At 68.5% G+C, this 21141-nt stretch carries 18 protein-coding genes; 9 read left to right on the forward strand and 9 right to left on the reverse strand.

Annotation, left to right across the window (positions count from 1 at the left end):
• Window positions 1–775: CocE/NonD family hydrolase (locus VKA86_12195; protein ID HKK71973.1), on the reverse strand; the 775-nt coding region annotated here is incomplete at its 3' end.
• 455 nt (window positions 776–1230) lie between these two features.
• Between VKA86_12195 and VKA86_12200 the strand changes: the two genes are divergently transcribed.
• Window positions 1231–2244 (forward strand): HNH endonuclease signature motif containing protein, encoded by a 1014-nt coding sequence (locus tag VKA86_12200; protein ID HKK71974.1) that lies wholly within the window; start codon window positions 1231–1233, stop codon window positions 2242–2244.
• Between the two features lie 241 nt (window positions 2245–2485).
• Here the strand turns inward: VKA86_12200 and thiD are convergent, their stop codons facing one another.
• Window positions 2486–3301, reverse strand: a complete 816-nt coding sequence (gene thiD / locus VKA86_12205; protein HKK71975.1) for a bifunctional hydroxymethylpyrimidine kinase/phosphomethylpyrimidine kinase — start codon at window positions 3299–3301, stop codon at window positions 2486–2488.
• Window positions 3302–3374: 73 nt separating this feature from the next.
• Between thiD and VKA86_12210 the strand changes: the two genes are divergently transcribed.
• Window positions 3375–4268, forward strand: coding sequence for a DMT family transporter (locus tag VKA86_12210; GenBank protein ID HKK71976.1), 894 nt, complete (start codon window positions 3375–3377; stop codon window positions 4266–4268).
• 106 nt (window positions 4269–4374) lie between these two features.
• Here the strand turns inward: VKA86_12210 and VKA86_12215 are convergent, their stop codons facing one another.
• The 3 genes from VKA86_12215 to arcC form a co-directional block, all read right to left on the reverse strand.
• Window positions 4375–4995 (reverse strand): hypothetical protein, encoded by a 621-nt coding sequence (locus VKA86_12215; GenBank protein ID HKK71977.1) that lies wholly within the window; start codon window positions 4993–4995, stop codon window positions 4375–4377.
• A 38-nt stretch (window positions 4996–5033) separates the two neighbouring features.
• A complete protein-coding gene (locus tag VKA86_12220; protein ID HKK71978.1) occupies window positions 5034–5702 on the reverse strand; it encodes a hypothetical protein in 669 nt (222 codons plus the stop codon).
• 301 nt (window positions 5703–6003) lie between these two features.
• Window positions 6004–7011: a carbamate kinase gene (gene arcC, locus VKA86_12225; protein HKK71979.1), complete on the reverse strand. Its 1008-nt coding sequence runs from the start codon at window positions 7009–7011 to the stop codon at window positions 6004–6006.
• Between the two features lie 353 nt (window positions 7012–7364).
• Here arcC and VKA86_12230 point away from each other — a divergent pair, with 353 nt between their 5' ends.
• The 3 genes from VKA86_12230 to VKA86_12240 are packed head-to-tail and all read left to right on the forward strand — an operon-like array spanning window position 7365 to window position 9510.
• A complete protein-coding gene (locus tag VKA86_12230; protein HKK71980.1) occupies window positions 7365–7922 on the forward strand; it encodes a NifU family protein in 558 nt (185 codons plus the stop codon).
• 2 nt (window positions 7923–7924) lie between these two features.
• Window positions 7925–8749, forward strand: a complete 825-nt coding sequence (locus VKA86_12235; protein ID HKK71981.1) for a rhomboid family intramembrane serine protease — start codon at window positions 7925–7927, stop codon at window positions 8747–8749.
• An 11-nt stretch (window positions 8750–8760) separates the two neighbouring features.
• Window positions 8761–9510, forward strand: a complete 750-nt coding sequence (locus VKA86_12240) for a hypothetical protein (protein ID HKK71982.1) — start codon at window positions 8761–8763, stop codon at window positions 9508–9510.
• 99 nt (window positions 9511–9609) lie between these two features.
• Here VKA86_12240 and typA read toward each other — a convergent pair whose 3' ends face one another.
• Window positions 9610–11442 (reverse strand): translational GTPase TypA, encoded by a 1833-nt coding sequence (gene typA / locus VKA86_12245; protein HKK71983.1) that lies wholly within the window; start codon window positions 11440–11442, stop codon window positions 9610–9612.
• 208 nt (window positions 11443–11650) lie between these two features.
• Entirely contained in the window at window positions 11651–12244 is a 594-nt protein-coding gene (locus VKA86_12250) for a YceI family protein (protein ID HKK71984.1), read from the reverse strand.
• A 314-nt stretch (window positions 12245–12558) separates the two neighbouring features.
• Between VKA86_12250 and VKA86_12255 the strand changes: the two genes are divergently transcribed.
• The 4 genes from VKA86_12255 (at window position 12559) to VKA86_12270 (ending at window position 18315) form a co-directional block, all read left to right on the forward strand.
• Window positions 12559–13749, forward strand: a complete 1191-nt coding sequence (locus VKA86_12255) for an MFS transporter (GenBank protein ID HKK71985.1) — start codon at window positions 12559–12561, stop codon at window positions 13747–13749.
• An 86-nt stretch (window positions 13750–13835) separates the two neighbouring features.
• Window positions 13836–15635, forward strand: a complete 1800-nt coding sequence (locus VKA86_12260) for an ABC transporter transmembrane domain-containing protein (protein HKK71986.1) — start codon at window positions 13836–13838, stop codon at window positions 15633–15635.
• A complete protein-coding gene (locus tag VKA86_12265) occupies window positions 15632–16867 on the forward strand; it encodes an Nramp family divalent metal transporter (protein ID HKK71987.1) in 1236 nt (411 codons plus the stop codon). The genes VKA86_12260 and VKA86_12265 overlap by 4 nt, the downstream gene beginning before the upstream one ends.
• Before the next feature lie 140 nt (window positions 16868–17007).
• The gene (locus tag VKA86_12270) at window positions 17008–18315 is read left to right on the forward strand and encodes a hypothetical protein (protein ID HKK71988.1); all 1308 of its coding nucleotides are present in this window, start codon (window positions 17008–17010) and stop codon (window positions 18313–18315) included.
• Window positions 18316–18388: 73 nt separating this feature from the next.
• Here VKA86_12270 and VKA86_12275 read toward each other — a convergent pair whose 3' ends face one another.
• Both VKA86_12275 and VKA86_12280 read right to left on the reverse strand, forming a co-directional pair.
• Window positions 18389–20446 (reverse strand): transporter substrate-binding domain-containing protein, encoded by a 2058-nt coding sequence (locus VKA86_12275; GenBank protein HKK71989.1) that lies wholly within the window; start codon window positions 20444–20446, stop codon window positions 18389–18391.
• Window positions 20443–21102 (reverse strand): hypothetical protein, encoded by a 660-nt coding sequence (locus tag VKA86_12280; protein HKK71990.1) that lies wholly within the window; start codon window positions 21100–21102, stop codon window positions 20443–20445. Before VKA86_12280 ends, VKA86_12275 begins: the two co-directional genes overlap by 4 nt.
• Window positions 21103–21141: the final 39 nt, after the last annotated feature.

A 21141-nucleotide genomic window follows, 5' to 3' on the forward strand; every position in this document is an offset into this window, starting at 1 on the left:
ACGGGATTTCTCCCTCGAAGTGGAGTTCGTTCACGTTCTTCAAGGGGCCGAGGTCGAGGAAGAAGCGATAGCCGTCGTCGGTGCCGTGGTCGAACCACGGCGCGCCCTTCTCCGCGGGCTCGGGACGCGGCACGCCGAAGCTGCTGAAGAAGTTGAACGCGAGGTTCAGGCCGAAGGCCCCGTGGTGGTGCATGTCGTCGAACCACCAGTCGGCGATCGGGGCCTGCGGCGACACCGCCTTCAGCGCGGGATGGGTGTCGATCATGCCCGCGGCGGCGTAGAACCCGGGGTAGCTGATCCCCCACATCCCCACGCGCCCGTTCGTGCGCGGCAGTTCGTCGACGATCCACTCGATCGTGTCCCAGGTGTCGGTGCTCTCGTCGACGCCGTCCTCGCCGCCGGCGCGCTGCGGGCGCATGTTCACGAAGGTGCCCTCGCTCATGCGCTTGCCGCGGACGTCCTGGTAGACGAAGACGAACTTCTCGCGCGCGAAGTGCTCGCTCGGCCCGAGACGGGTCCTGTAGTCCGAGGCTCCGTAGGGCCCGCTGCCGTAGGGTGTGCGCAAGAGCATGACCGGCCACTCACCCTCGAGGTCGTTCGGCGTGTAGACCACCGTGTAGAGTCGCACGCCGTCGCGCATGGGCACGAGGTGTTCGGTCTTGGTGTAGTTCGCGCGGACGAAGGCGGCCAGATCGTCGGCGGCGGCGGCCGGGGTGGCGGCGAGAATCGGCGCCGTGGCGACGATCGACAGACGGAGCAGGACACGGCGGAGCACGGATCGGACCTCCGGGAGCGGGATAGGGGCGAGTCTAGCGCAGGGATCCGCACCCGGCCACGGTGCGCTCCGGAAGATCAGGCAACCCCTTCTTCGGTAGATCTTCTTCGTCGTGACATGACCCCGTCTTCTCACAGAATGGAGTCTCCGGGAATCCCGGGGCGATTCAATCCCGCGCGTGGATTCACCGGAGTCCCGTTCCGCCGCAACGCGGACATCCCCAGCTTTCGTCACGAGCCCATTGACAGCCTTCTGGGGGTGCACCTTCGCAAGGTGGCCATTCCACGACCGATGCGGTTCCTGACGCCACTGGTTCGACCTCCACGGATGTTTCGGCGGTGCATTGCACTTCGACGCCATCCCGTGCCCCGAAACGCCCACCCACGCCCGCTCAGAGCGTCCGAAAACCGGGTGTACAATGCGCGCAGTCCACACGCCCTCCCGTGGAGTCCGCCATGCAGATCCTGAAGCGCCTCGAATCCCTGCGCGCCCGCGAACACGACGCGACCGTCGCGTTGATCGAAGGCCTCGTCGAATGCCATCGGACACGCGCGCACGTCGATGCGGGGTATCGCTCCGTGTTCCAATTGTTGGTCGAGCGCTTGAAGTACTCGCCCGCCGCGGCGTCGCGCCGGTTCGCGGCGATGCGGTGCGCGATGCGCTGTCCGTTCGTGATCGACATGTTGCGCGGGCATCGCACGAGCCTCACGGCACTGGCGAAGGTCGCGTCGTCGTTGGAGTCGTGCCCCGATCCCGATGCGCTGTTGCGCTCGATCGACGGGCTCACGCCCGACGACGTCGATGCGGTCGTGGCCGGACTGCGGCCGGTTCCGAAGCCGGCCGAGCGGGTGCGCCCGATCGCCGTTGCCCGCCCGGCGCGAAACAACGGTTCCGAGTTGGGGATGGATTGGGGAAGTTCCGCGTCGGAAGATACGGTGGGGAGTTCCGCTTCCGGGTCGAGGCCGCGCGTAGGGGCTTCGTCCGACACCAGCGAACCTGCGCGAGCTGCCGGACCCGCGACGGCCGTCGACAGGCCGACGTCTCCTGCAGCCCCGACGCCCTCCGAAGCCCGCGTCTCCGTCTCGTTCACCATGACGCGCGAGGACTTCGACGCTCTGCAGGCCGCGCGCACGCGCCTGAGTCGCACGCGGCCGAAACCGCTGACCCTCGAGGAGACCGTTCGGACGCTCGTGGCCTACCACGACGAACATCGACCGAAGCGACGCAGGCGGTCGAATCCTCCGACGGCCCGGCGCACGCGTCACATCCCGCGCGCCACGCGCGAAGCCGTGTTCGAGCGCGACGGTCATCGCTGCGCGTTCGTCGCACCGGAGGGGACGCGGTGTACGACGACGCACGATCTCCAGATCGATCACGTCGAGCCGTACTGTGAGGGGGGCACGAACGACGTCGCGAACCTCCGGCTGCTGTGCGGGACGCACAATCGGAGGGTGGCGGAGTTCGTGTGAGGGGGGTCTCGCACCAGCGCGGGGAAGGGCCTCGAACCCACTCCGTCGAAGTGGTGCGCCGCGATGCGATTGCCTTCTGCACTGCCGCCGGATGGTGAGTGTCGCCGCCGCCTTTCGCCGACGCGCCGGCTGTACCCTGGTCGGGTGTTGGGCTCGCCGTGCCACCCGCTACAGGGATGTGAACCACCTCGCCACGACAACCTTTTCACCGCCCCGAATCATTGCACAATAGTCACTTCCGCTACGGCAACCCCTCGTTCCCGTAGTACTCCCAGAAGAAATGAAGATTGCCCTGGCCCTTGCCCAGCTGCACGCCCTCGGTGATGGCGCGGGTGACGTAGTCCTTGGCCTGGGTCACCGCGTCGTCCATCGAACGACCACGCGCGAGCAGCGCCGCGATCGCCGAGCTGAGCGTGCACCCCGTTCCGTGCGTGACGTTGCCGGGAACCCGCTCGGCCTCGAGCACGTGCTCGGTGCCGGTGGTCACGAGGAGGTCGTCGGCATCGCCCCGCCGGTGTCCGCCCTTCAGCAGCACGGCCACATCGCAGCTCTGGTGCAGAGACTTCGCCGCGGCGCGGAGTTCGGTGTCGTCGTCGGCGAGCTCGCGCTCGAGCAGCATGCCGGCTTCGGGGACGTTCGGCGTCACGAGGTGCGCCAGCGGCAGCAGCCGATCCCGGACCGCTTCGACCGCGTCGTCCTCGAGCAGGGGATCGCCGCTGCCGGCGACCATCACCGGGTCGAGCACCACGTTCGGCAGCCCGTGTTCGCGTAGCGCGCGGGCCACGGCGTCGACGATCTCGGCGTTGGCCAGCATGCCGATCTTCACCGCGGCCACGTCGAAGTCCTCGACCACGGCGTCGATCTGCGCCCGCACGAAGGCCGGGTCCAGGGCCACGAAGCCCCGTACCCGCTGGGTGTTCTGCGCGGTGACGGCGGTGATCGCGCTGGTGCCGAAGACGCCGAGCGCCGAGAAGGTCTTCAGGTCGGCCTGGATCCCGGCGCCGCCCCCGCTGTCGCTGCCGGCGATGGTCAGGGTGACGGGCATCGTGCTGCTCATGTGGACTCCTCCCTCGGAACGGTGATCGGGCGGAAGATGGCCGCGAAGTGCCGCCGCGTCTACCTTCGGCGCCATGCGCTTCGACCGGGTGACCCTCGCGCTGCTCACGGTGCAGCTTCTCTTCGCGATCCACTACGTGGCCGCGAAGCACCTGCTCGAGCACATCCCGCCGCCGGCGTGGGCCGCGCTGCGGGTGACCGGGGCCGCCGCGATCATGCTGGCCTTCACCCGGCACGACTGGCCGCGGTGGCCGCGCTCACGAAGGATGTGGGCCCGCCTCGCCCTGCTCAGCGTGTTCGGTGTGATCGTCAACCAGATCCTCTTCGTCGAAGGCCTGTCGCGCACGGTGCCCTCGCACAGTGCGCTGATCAACACGTCGATCCCCGTCGTGACGCTGCTCGTCGCCGTCCTGCTCCGACAGGAACACTTCGACCGGCGCAAGGTCGCCGCGGTGGCGGTGGCCCTGACCGGCGTGCTGATCCTGCTTCGCGTCGAGGACTTCGACCCATCGGCGGGAACCGTGCAGGGAGACCTGTTGACACTGGCCAACGCCAGTTCCTTCTCGGTCTTCCTGGTCTTGTCGCGGCCGGTGGCGCGCGAACTCGGGGCCAGGATCGTCACCCCGATCGTGTTCGGGATCGGGGCGATCGCGATCACCCTCTTCGGGCTGCCCTCGTTGGTCTCGACGAACTGGTCGGCGGTGCCCCCGCTGGTGTGGCTGCTGGCGGTCGTGATCGTGCTGGGGCCGACGGTCGGGACCTATGCGCTGAACGTGTGGGCCCTGCGACGGGTCGAATCGTCACGGGTGGCCCTGTTCGTGTACCTGCAATTCGTCCTGGCGGCTCCGTTGTCGGCGTGGTTGCTCGACGAACCGCTGTCGCTGCGGTTGATCCCGGCGGCCGCGTTGGTGTTCCTGGGCGTTGCGCTGACCCGGCGTCGTCCCACGCGACCGACGCCGGCGACCTGACCCACCCGACCTCGAGCAACGGCGAAGAGCCGCCCTCTTCGCGAGAGCGGCCCTTCGACCCGAATCCCGATTCCGGGATCTGTGCTTCGTCTCGTTCGCGGTGGATCTACTGGTAGTTCCGCTTCAGCTGGCCCCAGGTGCGAACTTCGCCGTCGACGATCGGATCGGAGGGCTCGACCTTGCCGTTCCAGTTCTCGTCGTACCCATCGAGGGTCACCGTGGTGCTGCTGCTGATGCTGACCACGAAGGCCCAGCCGAGCTGATCGGCCGGTGCGATCTCGCCGAGACGGGTGCCACCGGTCCAGTTGACCGTGCCGGCACCGCTCTGCACCGAACCGAAGTCGACGCGGCGGAACTGATCGAAGGTCCCGGTCAGAATGGCGGTGCCGTCGCTGAAGGTCGCGGCATCGCCGAAGTCGGCGAGCGTGCCGTCGTCCTCGTAGAGGGCGATCGTGCCCCCGGCGAAATCCTGCTGGGTCCCGCTGTCGGTGATCAGCTCGAGGCCTTCGATGACCAGGGTGTAACGAGCGTTCACGTCACCGGTCAGCGGCAGCGGCGTCTCGATGGAACCATTGTTGGTGATCTTCGACACCATCGTCAGGGTTCCACCGACTCCGCCGGGCAACAGGGCCTGGCCGTTGAAGTCGAACCACTGGGACTGAGCGGTCGCGGTGCCCGGAAGCGAGATCACCAGCGCCGCGAGAGACATCAGGAGCAAGTTCTTCATCGTGTCCGTTCTCCTTGGGTCGTTCGCGAGTGTCGGGTCTAGTTCCGGAACAGCGACTTCACGGCGCTGAAGCTGGACTCGTCGGTGTCGACGGCGGCGTCGACCTCGAGGGTCCCGGTGATCTGCAGGTCGTAACCCTCGGGCAGTTGCGTAGCCAGCGGCTTGGTGAAGGCACCGCCGAAGGTGTAGGCGCAATCGGCCTCGTTGTCGCAGATCTGGGCCGCGGTCCCACCGACACCGTCGATGTTCCCGGTGTACCCGCCGATCCCGAATCCGTCGATGCTCAGGTTGAAGTCGGTGAACTCACCCTCGAACAGGAGCTGGCCGTCGGTGAAGGTCGTGAGCAGGCCGTTCGGCGGGTTGGTGCCCCATTCGTGGTTCAGGACGGGGTCCTCGTAGACCTCGATGCGCCCGCCCGTGTAGGCGATGCGCTCGATGCCGTTGTCGTCGAAGCCACCATCGCTCACCAGATCGTAGATGTAGATGGTCACTTCCTGGCTCAGCGGATCGACGCCGAAGAGCTCGTCGTACTGGTCGGCGACGGCCGTGATGACCAGAACGTCACCGGGGTCGCTGGGCGCACCGTCACCGAGGCCACCGGTCTCGTACGAGAAGCCGGAGTAGTCCATGAGGATGACGTTCTGGGCCGACGCTGGCGCGGCGACGGCGAACACGAGTGCGAATGCGAAGAGGGCATGGAGCCGCATGGGCATGGTCCTCCGGAATGGAGTCAGGTCGTCGAGTTGTACTCTCGGACGAGCGCCGCCGCGCGAGGGAGCGCCAGCTCGAGAGAGGCGATTGCTCGGGAGCCTGAGCGGGGTTCAGGTCCGGCACCGGCGGGACGGTACGTCGACCTCCACCGGAACCGCGGGGGCAACCTAACACAGATGGGAGCCCCGCGGGAAGCCTCTCGATTCCCCGGAGTTCCCCGATCCACCGGATTCTGCCGCCGGAATCGAAGAAACGGGGAAGAGAGAGTCGAAGCCAGGTGAAGACCCGGGCCGGGCCTCAGATCCGGCCGATGAAGTGGGTCCCGCCCTGACCGTCGATCGCAGCGTGCAGGCTCGCGGGATCGGTCACCAGGGCCCGCTTCCCCCCCTGCTCGAGGAAGTCGACCACGGCGTCGATCTTCGGCCCCATGCTCCCCGACGGGAAGTGCCCCTCGGCGCGGAGCCGCTGGATCTCCTGCAGCGTGACCGCGCCGAGCGCCCGCTCCTCGGGAGTGCCGAAGCCGACGTAGACCTGTGGCACCGCGGTCAGGATGATGAACAGGTCGGCCTCGATCTCGCGCGCGAGCACGGCACTCGTGAGGTCCTTGTCGATGACCGCCTCCACGCCCTTGTAGGCACGCGTCTCGGGATCGATCACGATCGGGATTCCCCCGCCCCCACCGGCCAGCACGATGTGCCCGCGCAGCGCGCTGTCGCGGATGGTGCGGCGCTGGATCACCTTGAGCGGTTTCGGAGACGGGACGAGCCGACGCCAGCCGCGCCCGGCGTCCTCGGTGATGCTCCATCCGAGTTCGCCCTTCCGTTCCTTCGCGGTGTCTTCGTCGTAGAAGGGGCCGATGGGCTTGGTCGGATCGTTGAAGGCCGGATCGTCGACGTCGACGACCACCTGGGTGACGACGGTCTCGACGTAGCGCTTGATCTCGCGCTGGCGCAACTGGTTCAGCAGCGCCTGCTGCAGGATGTAGCCCAGCGATCCCTCGGTCTGGGCGACCAGCACGTCGAGGGGCATCGATGGCACCTCGGCCGTGGCCGTCTCCTGGATCAGCATGAGGTTGCCCACCTGAGGACCGTTGCCATGCGTGATCACCAGGTTGTAGCCGCGCTCGATGAGCAGCAGGAGGTGATCGCAGAGGACCTGAGCGTTGCGCTCGTGGTCCTCGATCGTTCCCGTCTCCCCCTTCTGGATGAAGGCGTGGCCGCCCACCGCGACCACCGCGGTCGGTGTCGGCACGGGATGGGGATGCGATGCGGGATGGCCGGGGGCCTGCAGGGGATCGACGTTCATCGAGACCTCTTGGGGAGAGCCGGACGGAGGACGGTCGGGTCCGGCACCCTCGCGGCGCCGGAACGGGCGGAAGCCCTAAGGATCGCGCATCCGGGCCGGGGGCGCCACGATCCGGGCGTGGCCGCGTTCCGCCCCGGAGGACGCACGGAGGCACGCCCGCCCTCGCCCCACGCAAGAGGTTCATTCCAATACAGTTACAGCCCCGGACGAGGCCATGGACTCCTACAGCGCGGACGCATCGGAACCGAGCCCGATCGACAGGGGCATTCCGCCGCCTTTCTGCTATTTTGTGACCTCGCTGGCCGGCGATCCCACGCCGGCCGGACCACCGGATTCCGAAGAGGGGGCACCCGATGACCGACGTTCGCATGCCGGACATCCAACCCATGGGCACGCCGAACCCGCGCAGCGTGAAGTTCCTCACCGATCGCACGCTGGTCGAGGTGGGCAGCGCGGACTTCCGCACACCGCAGAGCTGCGAGCGCTCCCCCCTGGCGCGCAAGCTCTTCGACCTCGACCACGTCGAGGGCGTCTTCCTGTGCCAGAACTTCGTCACCGTCACCGCCGATCGGGACGACCAGTGGACCACGCTGTCGCCGACGATCGTCGATGTCCTGCGCGAGCACCTGATGGCCGATGAGCCGATCCTGACCGGTGAGGTCGACGACCACGGCGGCGAGCAGGGCGAGGTCGAGACCAAGGTCAAGGAGATCCTCGACAAGCAGATCCGCCCCGCCGTGGCCATGGACGGCGGCGACATCATGTTCGTGGGCTTCCAGAACGGCGTCGTGCAGCTGAAGATGCAGGGCGCCTGCGGCGGGTGCCCCTCGAGCACGGCCACTCTGCGCCAGGGCATCGAGGCGCGACTGCGCCACTTCATTCCCCAGGTGCAGAGCGTCGAGGCCGTCTGACCTTGCGAGGACCCGGTTCCGTCGTCTGTCCCGAGTGCGGGCGGCTCGTCGAACTCGGCGAGTCCCGGTGCCCGAACTGCGGGCGTTGGCAACCGTCCCTGTTCGGGCTCGCCCCGATCCTGCAGCGCACCTTCGGCACGCTCGAGGTCACACAGCTGATCTTCTGGGGTTGCTGCATCCTGTACGCCCTGTCGCTCGTGCTCGATCCAGGGGCGGTCATGCAGAGCCGGGGCTTCTTCAACATCCTGTCGCCGAGCAGCCAGGCACTGTTGCAGCTGGGGATGACCAGCGGCGGCCTCGTCGATCGCTTCGGACTGTGGTGGACGCCGCTCTCGGCCACCTACCTGCACGGCAGCCTCCTGCACATCTTCTTCAACATGATGTGGTTGCGGATCCTGGGTCCACAGCTCGAGCACGACCTCGGTCCGGGACGCTTCTTCCTGCTGTACACTCTCGCCGGTGCCGGCGGATTCGTCGTGTCCAACACGGTCACCGGGAATCCGACCGTCGGAGCCTCCGGTGCGATCTTCGGACTGCTCGCCGCCACCATCATCCTGGCGCGACACCACGGCGGCGCCTGGGGACAGGCGGTGGGCCAACAGGCGATCATGTACGCGGTACTGCTGTTCGCCTTCGGCTTCGTCTCGCGCACCACGAACAACTGGGCACACGCCGGCGGCTTCGTGGTCGGAGGCCTGGCGATGTTCGTCCTGCTCAAGCAGAGCCAACGTGCCGAGGGTCCGCTCGTGCAACTGGGGGCGCTGGCACTGGCGCTGGCCACCGTCGGTGCTGTGATCGCCAGCTTCGTCGCCGTCCGTTTCGGGTGAGGAGGACCGCCATGACGCGATGGATCACGACTCTCGCGCTGCTGACCGTCGCCACGATCGCCACTGCCCAGGACGTCCCGCGCTTCGAGTTCGAACTCGAGGGGGCCGCCGTCTGGCAGTCGAAGAACGACGTCCAGATCCCCAACGACGCCTCGGCCACGCGTTTCTCGCTGGTCGACCTGGTGGGCAACGGACCGGTGGCGGCGGGCAGGCTGACGTTGCGTTGGAACCTGAGCGACCGTCATCAGCTCCACGCGCTCGGCGCGCCGCTGCAGCTGGTGGAGTCGGGCACGCCGGACACCGGGATCTCCTTCGCCGGAGAGACCTTCGCCGCGGGGCGGGAGGCCGAGGCCACCTACCGGTTCAACTCGTGGCGCATCGGCTACCGCTACCGCCTGGTGTCGGGCCCACGTGGCGACGCCTGGATCGGTTTCACCGCCAAGCTGCGCGATGCCGAGGTGAAGCTGGAACAGGACGGGCTGAGTGCGAACGACACCGACCTCGGCTTCGTCCCGCTGCTGCACCTCGCCGGCCGACGCTTCTTCACCGACACCTTCAGTGGCTCGCTCGAGGTCGAGGCCCTGGGTGGCGGGCCGGGAAGAGCGATCGACGGTGCCGCAACGCTGCGCTACGGCCGTCGACACGGCTGGGGTGTGAGCGTGGGCTACCGCACCATCGAGGGTGGGGCCGACGTCGATGCGGTCTACAACTTCGCCTGGTTGCACTTCGCGGTCGTGGCCGTCGACGTGCCGTTGCGTTGACGCAAGGTCGGAGTGGGCCCCTGGCTCGTTCTTCGAAGAACGAGCCAGGCTCGAGCTCCCATGACACGAACCCCTCGGTTCGTGTCGTGCGGGACAACACTAGGGGCTCGTGCCCAGCTTCCGCCGCTTCGCCGCCTGCCGGCGGGCGTTCTCGTCGAGCAGGGTCTTGCGCAGGCGCATGTGGTTCGGGGTGACCTCGACCAGCTCGTCGTGATCGACGTACTCGAGCGCCTCTTCGAGCGACATCTTCACCGGCGGGGCGATCCGAAGCTTCCGGTCGCTGCCGGCGGCGCGCATGTTCGTGAGCTGCTTCGCCTTCTGGGCGTTCACGACCAGGTCCTCGTCCTTGTTCGACTCGCCGATGACCTGACCGGTGTAGAGCTCGTCGCCCGACTCCACGAAGAACACGCCGCGGTCCTGCAACGCATCGAGCGCGTAGGCGTTCGCCGGCCCCTTGGCCATGCTCACGATACTGCCCGTCTGCCGCTCGGGGATGCTTCCCTTGAAGAACTCGTACTCGTAGAAGCGGTGGTGCAGCACGACCTCGCCGCCGGTCGCCTGCAGCATGCGGCTGCGGAACCCGATGAGGCCGCGACTCGGAATGTGGAACTCGATGCGCGTCCGCCCGTCCCCCGGCTGCATGTCGACCATCTCGCCCCGACGCGATCCGGCGTATTCGATCACCGTGCCCGCCAGGTCGGACGGCACGTCCACGGTGAGCACCTCGACCGGCTCGGCCTTGCGGCCGCCGATCTCCCGGTAGATCACCTGCGGCTGGCCGACCATGAACTCGAAGCCCTCGCGCCGCATGGTCTCCATGAGAATGGAGATGTGCAGGATGCCGCGGCCACTGACCTCGAACTGGTCGGCCGTGCGTCCGTCGCGCACGCGGAGGGCGACGTCCCGCTCGGCCTCGCGCTGGAGCCGCTCCCGCAGCTGCCGGCTGGTGACGTACTTGCCATCCTGTCCGTAGAAGGGACTGTCGTTCACCATGAACGTCATGCTCAACGTGGGCTCGTCGACGGCGATGATCGGGAGCGGTTCGGGCCGCTCGACGTCGGCCAGCGTGTCGCCGATGTCCACGTCGTCGAGACCCACGACCGCACAGATGTCGCCGCAGTCCACCCCCTCGACCTCACGCCGGCCCAGGTTGTCGAACACGAACAGCTGTTTGACCTGCGTGTTCACGCGGCTGCCGTCGCGCTTGAGCAGCACCACCCGGTCGCGCACCGAAAGGGAGCCACGCACGATGCGACCCACCCCGATACGGCCGAGGAAATTGCTGTGATCCATGGCGGCCACCAGCATCTGCAACGGTCCGTCCTCCACCGCGGGAGCCGGAACGACCTGCACGATCCGGTCGAGCAGAGGTCCGAGATCCTCGCGGACGTCGTCGAGCTCCGTGGCGGCCCAACCGTCGCGCCCGCTCGCGTACACGACTGCGAAGTCGAGCTGTTCGTCGGTGGCGTCCAGTTGGGTGAACAGGTCGAAGACCTCGTCGAGCACCTCGTGCGGACGCGCGTGCGGGCGGTCGACCTTGTTGATCACCACCAGCGGCGTCAGGCCCAGGTGCAGCGCCTTCTGCAGGACGAAGCGGGTCTGCGGCATCGGGCCCTCGAAGGCGTCGACCAGCAGCAGTACTCCGTCGGCCATCTTCAGCACCCGCTCGACCTCGCCCCCGAAGTCGGCGTGACCGGGGGTGTCGATCAGGTTGATCCGGGTCTCGCCGCCACCGTGGGCGTAGGTGACCGCGAAGTTCTTCGAGGTGATGGTGATCCCGCGCTCGCGTTCGAGGTCGCCGGAGTCCATCACGCGCTCCTGCACGACCTGGTGATCGCGGAAGGCATGGCACTGGCGCAGGATCTGGTCGACCAGGGTCGTCTTGCCGTGGTCGACGTGCGCGATGATCGCGACGTTGCGGATGTCCAAGATCGGAGGCCTCGGCCGGAGAGAACGGAATCGGGAGCGGCACGTTAGGTGGGCCGGGGCCCCGGCGCCAGACGCCGAGACCCCGGAGGCTTCCCCCCGGGGTCTCGCGTCGCGATCGAGGGCGAGCCGAGCCACCCTCCGGTCGAGGTTCCGCGATCCGCCGCAGCGGCCGATCGAATCCAGCCGCCGCAGCGAACGCCGGAACCGGTTCCTACTTTCCCGCCTCGGCCTTGGCCGCGGCGATGTCGATCTGGATCTCGACCTCGTCACCGAGCACCACGCCGCCCTGGTCGAGGTTCTGGTTCCAGACGATGCCGAAGTCCTTGCGATCAATGGTCACGGTGCCGCTGAACCCGGCCTTGGTGTTCCCCCACGGGTCGGTGGCGGTGCCGTGGAACTCGAAGGGGATCTCCACCGGTTGGGTCACACCGTGCATGGTCAGGTTGCCGTGCAGGACGTAGTTGTCGCCGTCCATCTCCACCTTCGTGCTCTCGAAGGTCAGGGTCGGGTAGGTCTCCACGTCGAAGAAGTCGGCGCTGCGCAGGTGCTCGTCGCGCTTCTCGTCACGCGTGTCGATGCTGGCCGCCTGGATCTCGATGTTCACCGAGCCCTTCGTCAGGTCGTCACCGGCCTCGATGGTGCCGCTCCAGTCGGTGAACTGCCCGCCGGTCTTGCTGAGCATGTGACGGATCTTGAAGCTGAGCGTCGAATGGGTCGTGTCGATCTGCCAGGTCGCCGCGGTGGCCTGGCCGGCCAGCATGACGACGAGGGCGAGGGCGCCGAAGGTCGACAGGATCTTCTTCATGGTCGGAATTCCTCGGGTCGAAGGGGGCGTCGGGTGTTCCAGGGCCGTCGCCGGGACTCGGCCGCGGGTCCGCCCTTGCGAAGGCGACCCTCGGGCTCGCCGGGTTCCGGCCGTGAGACATTTATTGTTATAACGACAATCGGACGAACTGCCAAAGCCTGGGGTGTGACGAGAGTGCAAAACCCGGCCGGACGTGCGGTGGTGTTCGCTCGCAACCGGTGTCCCGATGCAGGGGGGGCGGTGTCGCCCGCAGCCTCGTGCGCCTATCTTGGCGGGCCGCATCGCCCCTCCCGTCGCCCCGGAGCGCATCTCTCGTGGCCCGCCGCCTTCCCGCGCAGCTCGAACTCCTGTCGTTCGGCTTCCTGGCCACGCTGGCCTCGGGATTCGGCCAGACCTACTTCGTGGGACTCTTCGGCGGCCAGTGGCGGGCGGACTTCGCCCTGAGCAACGCGGGGCTCGGCACCGTGTACAGTGCGGCCACCCTGGTCAGCGGTCTGACAATGATCGAGGCCGGACGGTGGCTGGACCGTACGCCGCTCCGGAGCTTCACCGCCGTCGTCGTGGCGTCCTTCGCCGTCGCCTGCGGGCTGATCGCGGTGGCGCCCGAGGCCTGGATGCTGTTCCCGGGGCTGCTCCTGCTGCGTTTGTGCGGCCAGGGCCTCATGGGACACATCGCCATCACCACCGTGGCCCGCCACGCGACCAAGGCGCGCGGGCGGAGTCTCTCCATCGCCCAGCTCGGCTTCCCGGTCGGAGAGGCCGTGCTACCGAGCCTGGTGGTGGCCGCGCTCGCACTCACCTCGTGGAGAGGCGTATGGTGGGCCTGTGCCGTCGTCCTGGTGACCCTGGTGCTCCCGGCACTGGTCCGGCTCGGTCGTGGTGTCTCTTCGGCCCCGGACGGGCCCGACGACTCCGAGCCCGGCGCCAGCCGGCGTGACGTGGTCCGCGATCGTCGATTCCATCGTGTCCTGCCGGTGGTCCTGGCCCCACCCTTCGTCGTGACCGGGCTGTTCTTCCATCAGGCCGCCGTGGCCGACGGAATGGGCTGGCCGCTGTCGCTCCTGGCGACCGCTTTCCTCGCGTACGCCGTCACCCAGGTGTGCGGTGGACTGCTCGGCGGCTGGGCGGTGGACCGATGGTCCGCCCGGCGCATCGTGCGCCTCGTCCTGGTGCCCATGGCATTCGGACTGGCCTCGCTGGCCGTCGCCGATGCACGACCGGTGGCCTTCGTGTACATGGCCCTCGTCGGCTTCTCGGCGGGCATGGGCTCGACGGTGGCCGGGGCCCTGTGGGTCGAGCTCTACGGGCGCCGGCATCTCGGCGCGATCCGGGCGATGCAGCACGCGCTCATGGTCGTGAGTACTGCCGCGTCGCCGGTACTCTTCGGCCTGGCGATCGACGCGGGCCTCGACGTTCGCCACCTGACCCTCCTGTTGGCGGCGGGAGCGGTCCTGGCGATGGCCGGCGTCGGCAGGATCGCATCGACCGGGCAGGAAGCGCCGTAGACGGCTCCATTGGCCGTGGGACACACCGCAGATCGATGCTATAGCTCCCCCGGAGCGCTCCCGCAGATCCACCCCCCGAGGCCCGCATGTCCGACCCCTTCCGCGACGCCGAGGAGATCCGCGACGATCTCGCGCCGCCCGCCGACCTGAAGCGGATCCTGGGCCTGGCGCGCCCCTACGTGGGATCGCTGATCGCCGCCACGTCGCTCATGCTGATCGGAACCGCGATCGGCCTGGTGACGCCACGCGTGGCCGGGGGCGTGGTCGACGCCGCACTGGTGGACGGAAACCTCGATCGTCTCAATCGTATCGTCAGCGCATTGATCGCTCTCTTCGCCGCCCTGGGCGTGACGACCTACGTCGAGCACTACGTGCTGCGTACCACCGGCGCACGCATGCTCCTGGACCTTCGCCACCATCTGTTCGACCACCTGGCCGTCCTGTCACCCGACTTCTACGAGAACCGTCCGGTCGGCGAATTGCTCAGCCGCATGGGAACCGATCTCGGACAGGTCCAGGCCTCGCTCACCAACCGTATCCCGAGTGGGATCTCCGCGGTGCTGCGCTTCATCGGCACGTTGGCCATCCTGCTCGTCCTGCAGACGAAGCTCACGCTGGTGGCCCTGATCGTGGTGCCGCCGGTGGTGCTGCTGGCGGTGTACTTCGGGCGCAAGCTCGAGCGCCTGTCGCAGCAGGAGCGCGACGCGACCGCGGCCGCGGGAGCGCGGGCCGAGGAGACCCTGAGCGGCATCCGGACGGTGCAGGCCTTCCAGCGCGAGGGCGAGGAGGTCCGCCGCTACTTCGGCAAGCTGCGTTCGCTGCTCGGCGTGCAGATCCGCAACGCGCACGTCGAGGGTGCGTTCAGTGGCACCGTGCAGTTCGCCGCCTACAGCGCCTTCGCCGTGGTCATGTGGTACGGCGGCCGCCTCATGCTCGACGGTGCGCTCACGCCGGGAGAACTGACGTCCTTCCTGCTGTACACCTTCTCGATCGCCGTCTCGGTCGGAACACTGGGATCGCTGTACGCCGCCTTCCGCGAGCTGCGCGGTTCGAGCGCGCGGATCTTCCAGCTGCTCGACACACTGCCCACGATCTCCGATCCGGAGCACCCCGTTCCGCTGCGGGACGCCCGCGGAGAGCTGCGGCTCGACCACGTCGACTTCGCCTACGGTGACGATCCCGAGCGCCTCGCCCTTCGCGACGTCGATCTGGTGATCGAACCGGGCGAAGTGGTCGGCTTGGTCGGACCGAGCGGCGCCGGCAAGAGCACGGTGTTCAACCTGCTGCTGCGCTACCACGATCCCGTCGCCGGCAACGTCCAGCTCGACGGGATCGACCTGCGCCACCTGCGCGTGGACGACGTGCGCCGGCACATCGCAGTGGTGCCCCAGGACATCTTCCTGATGAGCGGGTCGATCGAGGAGAACCTGCGGATCGGCCGTCTCGACGCGAGCGACGACGAGATCCGGCGCGCGGCCGAGATGGCCGGCGCGGCCGAGTTCATCGAGCGGCTGCCCGACGGCTACGGTTCGGAGATCGGACAGCGCGGCGTACGGTTGTCGGGCGGACAGCGCCAGCGCCTGGCGATCGCGCGGGCATTCCTGCGCGATCCCACCATCCTGCTCCTGGACGAGGCGACGAGTGCCCTGGACCCCGACTCCGAGCAGCGCGTGCAGGAAGCCCTGACCGAACTGATGAAGGGGCGCACCACACTGGTGATCGCCCACCGCCTGGTCACCGCGCGTCGGGCCGATCGCATCCTCGTCTTCGACGATGGGCGGATCGTGGCTTCGGGCACGCACGACGAACTCTACGAGGCGAACGAGCTCTACCGGCGGTACTGGACCCTGCAGTCGATGCAGTTCCAGGAGGGAACCTCTCCGTGAGATGGCTGCGCATCGTCGGGCCGGGCCTGGCGATCGCGGCCACGGGCGTGGGTGCGGGCGACCTCATGGCCGCCCTGATCGCCGGCGCCGAACACGGAACGCCGCTGCTGTGGGTGATCGTGGTCGGTGCGGCGCTGAAGTTCGCCATGAACGAAGGTCTCGCCCGCTGGCAACTGGCGACCGGCACGCCATTGCTCGAGGGATGGTTCCGGTACCTGGGCCCGGTCCTGCGGATCTACTTCACGGTGTACCTGGTGGTGTGGGGATTCATCGTGGCCGGAGGCCTCATGAGCGCCTGCGGCGTGGCCGCGCACGCGCTGGTGCCGCAGGTTCCGATCGCGGCGTGGGCGATGCTCCACTCGCTGGCCGCGGCCGCGCTCGTGTCGACCGGGCGCTACGGTCTCTTCGAGTCGACCATGAAGGGTCTGATCGGCCTGATGGTGGCCACACTCCTCGGCAGCGTGCTCCTGATCGGCGTGGATCCCGGGGCCACGCTGCGCGGGCTGACGGTGCCGACCCTGCCGACCGGTTCGGCGCCGAGCGCGCTGGCGCTCATGGGCGGCGTCGGCGGCAGCGTGACGCTCCTGAGCTACGGCTACTGGATCCGCGAAAAGCGGTGGTCGTCGATCGAACGACTTCGTGACGTGCGCATCGACCTGGGCGTGGGATACGCGCTGACCGCGCTGTTCGGTGTGGCCATGCTGTTGCTCGCGACCTCGGTCCTCGGTGGCGGCGACGGGCTGCCCGCGGGTTCGCGGGGGTTGGTCGCGTGCGGCGACGCGATCGGAGCCGCGGGGGCGGAGCGCTTCGGAACCGACGCCGGCACCGCGCTGCGCGCGGTCTTCCTGATCGGTGCGTGGGCGGCGATCGCCACGAGCACCCTCGGTGTGTGGCAGGGTGTGCCCTACCTGTTCGCCGACACCGCGCAGGCATGGCGCGGCGAATTCGACACGCCGGTCGACACGCACGGGCGCGCGTACCGTCTGGGCCTGGCCTACCTGGCGATTCCTCCCATGTTGCTGCTTGCGCTCGACCGGCCGGTGTGGGTGATCCGTCTGTACACGGTGACCGGCGCGTTGTTCATGCCCCTGCTCGCCGCCTCGCTGCTGTGGATGAACGGGCGGGCCCGCTGGCTCGGCGCCGTCCGCAATCGTCGGGCGGCCAACGGCGCGCTCGCGCTGGCCCTGCTGCTCTTCGGCATGATCCTCGTGCGCCAGCTGCTGGACACCTGACCCGGCGCACGGCTTGTTCGGCACCCTTCGATGGCCGTACACTGATCCCCGGAAGCAGCCGGCGGCCGGCGCGCCGCCGTCTCGTGCATCCCCTCTCCGCGCGGTCGACGACCGGGTGGAACCGCCACGAGGAGAATCCCATGTCTCGGACTCTACGCCGCTTCCTGTTCCTTCCATTCCTCTTGTTCCCGATCGCCGCGTTCCTGGGATGTGGCGAGGACCCGTCGTCGACGAACCCACCGAGCGGTGACGACGCGACCCTGGCCTTCGGTGGGGCCTTCGACGGCGACGAGGTCGTCCTCGAACGACTGGTGACCGACACGCCCGAAGGGCCGGTCCGGATCGACCTCGTGGCCGACCGCGTCGAGGTCGACGTCACGACCGGCGTCGTCGAGGCCGACGTCGCTCTCCGCAATCGCTCCGACCGAACGGTGGGCCTGCCGGCGCTGGTGTTCCTGGGCGCCTACGATCCGTCGACCGTTCGCCTGCTCAACGGCGACAACCAGGTCGTCGACTTCGGGCCGGACGACGTACCGCCCGAAGGGCCCTACCCCGACTGGTTCGACTACGGCGGCACCTTCGGCGACGACGGTCTGCTCGGACCCGGCGAGACCTCCGATGCGCGCACGTGGCGCTTCGAGGTGCCGGGCGGCGTGTCCTTCGCCTTCGGCGCGGCGGTACGGGTCGGGCTCGATCCGAGCCGGCCCACGATCTCGGGCCGTGTGTTCTTCGACGACGATCTCGACGGCGAGCTCGACGACGACGAGCTGCCGTTCGGCGCGGGCATGGTGCAGGTCACCCACGCCGACGGATACCTGCAGCGCACCATGGTCGACGACACCGGCCGTTGGCGGGTGCCGATCCGCCGGACGGGCCTGTACAGCGCGCTGTACCTGCCGCCGCCGACGGCCGGGCCGCTTCCCTGGTCGTTCTCGACGCCGAATCCGCTCGAGATCCTGATCACGCCGTCGTCGACGGGCGAACCGCAGGGATTCGACGGCGCCGACTTCGGGATCGCCGAGGAGCTTCCGCCACCACCACCGCCGCCCGACGACGTGGTCATCCTGTCCGACGGTCCCGCCGATTCGGTGCAGACCGATCCGTACCGTCTGCTCGACGCGCGGATCACGATGGCGCCGCCGGCCGACGGAACCCGGCCGGTGCGGTACCTGCTCGAGGTCCGGGTCGGCTACAGCGGATGCAGCCCCGGCCATCCGCTGCTGGCCTATGCCGGTCGCAACTTCGTGGAGACCGCTCCGCCGCAGACCTGGCTCCGCCTGTCGCACGACGACCGTGGCGAGCTGTGTGACGCGTGGTGGGAGGAGTGGCGGCGCTTCGACCTGACCCCACTGGTGGAGCACTACCTGCAGGTGTACGGCGGGCCCGTGGAGTTCGTGGTGAAACTGGAGGCGCCGGACGGAACCGAATTCTCGTTGCCGGTCCGCTGATCCGCGCCCACGACCCGACACGGACGCGAGGCCGGTGGACATCCACCGGCCTCGTCGCGTCCGGGGCCTCGGGCTACCGTGTTCCGTTGCGCAGCAACTCGACGTAGGCCCGATAGCGATCACGGATCGATCGGACGTACTGCACCGGCTCCCGCCCGCGCACGAAACCGTGGCGGGCCCGGTTCGCGTGCTCCGGCTCGGACAGCTTCAGCATGGCGTGCTCGACGTGACCGAGCCACCGGTCGGGGTCGTAGCCGAGTCGTCGCGCCAATCGGCGGGCGTCGCGCACGTGCCCGTGCCCGGCGTTGTAGCCGGCCAGCGTGAACCACATGCGCTCGGCCGGATCGAGCGACGCGGGGAAGCGCTCGCGCACCCACTCCAGGTAGCGCAGGCCGGCCTCGATACTCTTCTCGGGATCGTGCAGGTCGTCGATCCCCAGCTCCTGCGCGGTGCGCGGCAACACCTGCATGAGACCGCGCGCCCCCGCCCACGACTCGGCGTCGGGGTCGAAACGACTCTCCTGGTACATCTGGGCCACCACCAGTCGCCAGTCGAAGCCGTGCGCCTCGGCAGTGCGGCGCACGAGGTCGTCGTAGGGACTGATGCTACCGTCGCCCCGCAACTCGGCGCCGCCGTCGCTCAGGTGCCGCACCCGTTCGAAGTACTTGGTGTAGCGCATGTTGTAGAACAGTCCCCGCACCTGCTGGTCGAAGTAGGCGTCGATCGCCGCCAGCAGCTCGCGGTTGTCGGGGTGAACGGCCCAGGCGTGTCCCTGCGGTTCGCCGAGCGTCAGCAGACCCGCGATGTCGTCGCGGATGGTCATCTCGAGTTCGAGCAGGTGCGAGTCGGCCACGGTGAGATCGATCTCGCCCTCGCCCACGGCGTGCAGGATCGCTTCGGTCTCCATGTCGGCCGGCGCGGCGCGCAGCTCGAAGTCGATGCCCGTCGAATCGCGGAGGGCCTCGAGGTGGGTCCAGTAGGCGCTCGAGCGCCGCACGGTGACGGTGCGGCCACCGAGATCGGCGATCGAGTCGATCGCGGCCTCGCCCCGGCGACCCACGAGGACCTCGGACGCCCAGTGGTAGGGACGGCTGAAGGCCACACCGGCGTCACGCCGCTCGTCGGTGGGCGTGAGGAAGGCCGCGGCGAAGTCCCCCTCGCCCGCGCGGAGCATCGGCAACAGGTCATCGTGCGACGGTGCCACCACCACCTCGAGACGCAGTCCCTGATCGGCGGCGAACTTCTTCGCGAGCTCGTACTCGAAGCCCATGAGCTGCCCGCGCCACAGGAAGTAGGTGGCCGCGTTGTTGCGCGTGATCATGCGCAGATGCCCGCGCTCGCGCAGAGCCGAGAGATCCTCGACGTAGATCCGTTCCTCGGGTTGCAGCAGGTGCAATTCGAACAGGAAGGCGTCGAGGGCCTGCAGCAGGGCGGGATTGTCGGGACGTACGGCCCAGGCGAGCGGCCGGGCCGACGTGATCACCGGGCCCCGACGGATGCCCTCACGGTAGCCAAGCAGGACGTCCAGCCGATTGCTGTCCTGGATCGTGTAGTCGACGACGCCGGCGACGAGTGAGTCGAGCACGTCCTCGTTGCCGATCGACCCCTCGAAGACGCGCACGTCGACGGCGTCGTGCTCGGCGGCGAGCAGCTCGGCCGTCTCCAGGAAGCTGGTCCCGCGCCGCACGCCGATGGTGCCGTCCATGTCGTCGATCGTCGACGGGACGGGCGAATCGGCCGCGGCGACCACGGTCTCGTGGCTACGATCGATCGGCTGGGTGAAGGCCACGCGTTCGCTGCGAGCATCGGTCACGGTGAGGTTCGCCGCCAACACGTCGCCCCGTCCCTCGAGCAGGGCGGGCACGAGGTCGGCGAAGCGGTCGAGCGACACGAACTCCACTTCGAGGCCGCGACGCCGCGCGAACTCGCGCGCGATCTCGCGCTCGCGCACCAGGGGATCGCCGCGTCGCGGCAGGTACTGGTCGTCGTCCACCTCCACCAGCACCCGCAGCGTCCCCCGCGCCTCGATGCCGGTGAGGTCGTCGGTGTAGCGCGGCGCCGGCCGTTCGTCGCCGTCGCCGGGGCCGCAGGCGGCCAACGTCACGATCAGGATGCAGATCCAGTACCTCACGCGTCGCCTTCCCTTTCACTCCGCCGCCACGCCGACGCCGCGGCCGCGGTCGGGACGGCGAGGACCAGCAGGAACCAGATCCACGGGAACGGACCCGGCATCTCGCCCTCGATCACCGCCGGCGCCTCGAGCACGAAGATCCCGATCAACGCCAGCGCGCCGCCGATGGTCAGCGCCCACTCCAGGCGCGTGACGCGGACCCGCCGGCCGCGGTCGCGCAGCGATTCGAGTACCAGACCGCTGCCCATCATGATCGCCGCGATCGTCATGGGCGCCAGGCACGGCCCGATCCACGGTGCCGGGATCAGGAACAGCACGTCGGTGGTCAACAGACTGGCCGGCCAGTCGAGCATGACCCACAACCAGAAGTAGTACAGGATGTCCCACAGCCCGAAGGCCCACAGGAAGGCCGCGAACTGGCGCCACGCGTCGCGCGGGGCGGCCAGCTTGGCAACGGCCACGAGCATGACCACGGTCGAGACCTCGCGGCCGATCTCGATCCAGGCGATCGATCCCCGGATGATCTTCAGGGGGAACTCGAAGCCCTCGGGGTAGAAGAGTTCGCGCAGGTACACGACGACCGTGGCCTCGAGCTGGGCCATGGCCACGGTGAAGATCGACAGCCAGATCAGGCGGCGGCGCGTCTCGGCGAGCATGGTGTGGTGGTTCGGGAACGCGAGGATGAACTCCGACCC

Source organism: Candidatus Krumholzibacteriia bacterium (assembly GCA_035268685.1).
Taxonomy (GTDB): Bacteria; Krumholzibacteriota; Krumholzibacteriia; order JAJRXK01; family JAJRXK01; genus JAJRXK01.